The 3816-nt window shown below is 33.0% G+C and carries 4 protein-coding genes; 3 read left to right on the top strand and 1 reads right to left on the bottom strand.

What is annotated here, in order from left to right; translation table 11 throughout:
• Positions 1 to 209 (top strand): transposase (locus tag EAE89_RS22415; protein WP_422615499.1); only part of this gene is annotated, 209 nt, incomplete at its 5' end.
• 534 nt (positions 210 to 743) lie between these two features.
• Complete coding sequence (locus tag EAE89_RS22410) at positions 744 to 1439, top strand: class I SAM-dependent methyltransferase (protein WP_054480303.1); 696 nt, start codon at positions 744 to 746, stop codon at positions 1437 to 1439.
• Positions 1440 to 1755: 316 nt separating this feature from the next.
• Here EAE89_RS22410 and EAE89_RS22405 read toward each other — a convergent pair whose 3' ends face one another.
• On the bottom strand, positions 1756 to 1890 hold the full coding sequence (locus EAE89_RS22405) for a tail fiber assembly protein (RefSeq protein ID WP_276525720.1): 135 nt from the start codon (positions 1888 to 1890) through the stop codon (positions 1756 to 1758).
• Between the two features lie 248 nt (positions 1891 to 2138).
• On the opposite strand from EAE89_RS22405, the gene EAE89_RS22400 reads away from it, so the two are divergent.
• Positions 2139 to 3269: a glycosyltransferase family 9 protein gene (locus tag EAE89_RS22400; protein WP_214086611.1), complete on the top strand. Its 1131-nt coding sequence runs from the start codon at positions 2139 to 2141 to the stop codon at positions 3267 to 3269.
• The last annotated feature ends 547 nt before the right edge of the window (positions 3270 to 3816 follow it).

Here is a 3816-nt window from a genome sequence, read left to right as displayed (position 1 = left end):
AAAATAGTCAGCATTATATTCTTGATGTCGTTTTTAAAGAAGATGATTCACGGATTGTTCTGGATGGTGCGATTGAGAATCTTGCGTTATTCCGGCGTCTTGTCTTGAACATGGTTAAACAATGTGATTGTGGCGCCCCGAGCCAGAGAAACAAGCTCAAGAAAGCAGGCTGGAGTGATGATTATCGTGCAAGAGTGTTCTTTGGATGAAGATGAGTCAAAGTATGCTCGCGCCCTGGGGTTACCAAAGGGTATTAAGGGTTTATCTATTTATAATATTCTGATTTACTGAGATATTAGATTACCCTAAATTCTGTAATAGAAGAATACACAACACAGTACTAATGGAGAAGTTGACCAGATAAAAATAAATTTCAGTTTCTTTTATTTTAGAAAGTAAAACTAATTTCTACTATTGCATGATACCCTATAGATAATAAACATGAAAAAAATACATATAATCAATATATTACTAGCGATTACGTTCTGTATTCTTTACCTTTTAGCTCACATAACTTTGGGTTATTGTCTAAAAATAGCAGCATATATTCTTGCCATATTACCTACTTTCTTATTGCTAAACGAAATTATAATGGAGATTAGTAAAATTCTTATTTTATTTCTTAGCATCGTCACTCTCATTTACGCCCCTATGGGTTTGATGCATGGTTCTCAGGGGCTTTATTCTACCAATTCCGCATATCGGGAATTGGCCCGAAATAAATCAACATCAGGTGTAATATAATGAAAAATATTTCACGCTCTACCTTAAACGATATCATTGAATGGGATATTAATGGTTGGTCTAAATGTTTGTGTTTTTGGCTTTCAAAAGGGAAAATCAGTTTGGAAAATGCTAGAGTTTTGGAGATTGGTAGCCATAATGGTGGTTTATCATTATGGGCGGCACTAAATGGCGCTGAAGTAATTTGTTCAGATCTCGGCGGTCCAAATAAAAAAGCCTATCAAAAACATAAAGACTACAATCTTAGTGATCTTATTGCATATAAAAATATAAATGCGCTGGATATACCATATGCAAATGAACTAGATATTGTGCTTTCTAAATCAGTTATCGGGGGTATAGGACGTAATAATAATATTGAAAATCAGAAAATTGCCATATCAGAAATATATAAGTCCTTAAAAAAAGGGGGAGAATATTGGTTCGCTGAAAATCTATCAGCATCTCCTGCACATAAGATATTAAGATCTAAGTTTATCCAATGGGGAGATGAATGGAGATATGTAACAATAGACGATATGAATGAATTTTTACACCAATTTTCAAGTGTTGAATATATTACCACAGGATTCCTTTCCTGTTTTGGAAGAACAGAAAAACAAAGAAAAATATTAAGCTTTTTTGACCGATTTTTATTTTCAAAAATCGTTCCTAAAAAATGGAACTATATTATAATTGGCGTAGCCAAAAAATAGAATTCTTTATATGTAATGGCATGGAATGAGGGGAAATATCCCCTCATTTATTAGCATCCCGTACATGCTGAATAGTTTATGGTGAAAAAAGGATATTACTACTGCAATATTGCAAATGATAAAATTTATTTACAGCTGTAGTATTAATATTTTCCCCTGATAGGGTAAGAATAAAGTTTTTCATACTTTGAAATTCTATTTATTCCTTAAATTCAGTATTGTAATTTGGTCATAAGGACCACACCTTTATCAGTTGGATACTCAGCTTTTTGGATGCAGTGAACGTACGGCCCTATTCTTATTTCGGCTGTTCCTACTATTCAATATTAGGAGCTTGTGAAATATCAATCCGACTCAACATCACTCTATATTCCTTCCATTCCTGTAGAGCTGCTTTTTCAGCTTCAGTAGCTATGTCTAAGTCAACGGTGTCTTGCAGCAATGCAACCATTTTTTCATACGGAAAAACAATTCGTGGGGACGAAACAACAAGCGAGGACCTGGTCGGCAGTTCTGCAATTGATGAAATTGCAAGACGAATCGTAGCATGCTGGAACACATGTAATGAGTATTGTACAGAAGAAATTGAAGGGGATGTGGTGATGAGATGTAGGAAGAGATGGGAGTATATTATTGTATCAAAGAAGAAAACTGGGCATAATACGATCAATAAATTATAACATTAAGTGAATATGTTAGATGAAGAAATATTTGAAATATAAAGCTGTTGATTTATTTTTACGAATTTATACTAAAAGCGAAAGTTTTGAAAAATCCAGGGATAACTTTAATGAATTAGAGGAAAAAAATTTTTCATATATAATAATTTATTCTACTACTGCACTGGGTGATTTCTTAATGAATACCCCTGCAATACATGCCATAAGGAATAGATTTAAAAATGCATTTATTACATTAATTTGCCATCCAAAACTAGAGTCGTTTTTAAAGAGTGGAGATGATTGGGATAGGGTTATTACATGGAGTAATAAAATAAATCATGTCCCAGCACTTTTAAAAAAGATAAAAGAATCAGGCAAACCTGACTTGGCAATTATACTTCACTCTCATGCTCCATATGACTATTTAAGTGCCATAATGTCTGGTGCTAAGTTTATTTTTAGAGATAATTATTTTGAAAATAAATTAATTGAAAAATGGCTAACCAATTACGTTGAATCATTTATAGGCCATCTCATTCAGAGAAAATTAGAATTAGTAAAAATATTAGGATGTGAAGTAGCATCTAAATCCAGTATTGAAATGCGTATTCCATGTCATATTAATTCTATTAAGAAAGATCATCTGTCTATTGGTTTTCAAATGGGGGCATCATCATCTGAACGTTGTTGGCCTGTAAGAAATTTTTTTCAGGTTGCATCTCATATTTTAAACAATGATAGTACTACAAAAATAGTGTTGGTGGGATCACCTGATGACGTATATTTACAACAAGAGTTTATTAAATTATTGCCAAGTGAGTTTCATTGTAGAATTAGTCAATTAATAGGAAAAACAACATTAGTAGAATTAACTCAAACAATAAATGAACTCGACTTGCTTGTTACTGGTGATACAGGTCCTATGCATATAGCTATTGCACTGAAAGTACCCACAATTAGTTTATTTGTTACCGCAAATCCATTCTCCACAGGACCACATCAAAATCCTGAAATTCATAGAATAATAATAGGATCATTATTAGCTATAAATTATAAAAAATATACCAATATAATGGAGGTTATATCTCCCGACATGGTTATATCCGAAATTAATAATATATCACTCAATAAAAGACATATAAATTTTCAGATCTCTAACTTCGACTGACATGTGAATTTTTAGACCTCGACTGACGGCTTTATATATATTTAACAGGTGTTGGTTGAGGTTAATATGAACAAGAAATAAGAGCAGAAAATTAGAAGAAAACTCAAAATATTGGCTCATGCTGAAGAGAGGAATAACGTCAGTAAAACTTGCCGTTATTGGGGAAATCCCGGGATACTTTTTACCGTGGGTTTTTTGTAAGCGGTGAATCTGGCGAAACTTGTGGTACTGAATATTGCCGGCAAACTCAGTGAAGATAGCTTCATCGACTTCCACTGCATTGTTTGGAAATGAACCAATTAATATAATCCTGTCTCCATTCGTCCGTATAAAATGCATTAGCTGTTGTACTGTAATAATATACAGACTTAAGTTTTTTACTCTTTGAGATTCTATTTATTCCTTATCTTCATAATCTTTCTTGGATTCACATAATAAGTGCAACATCGTTAATCTGGAAGTAAACATGTTCGCATTCCTTTAAATAATTCATTCGGTGTTTTCCCACCCCGTGTTTTTCGAGGGCGATTATTTAATCGGTTTACCA

This window comes from Photorhabdus heterorhabditis (assembly GCF_018448905.1).
GTDB lineage: Bacteria > Pseudomonadota > Gammaproteobacteria > Enterobacterales > Enterobacteriaceae > Photorhabdus > Photorhabdus heterorhabditis.
This window is presented reverse-complemented; position numbering and strand designations above follow the sequence as displayed.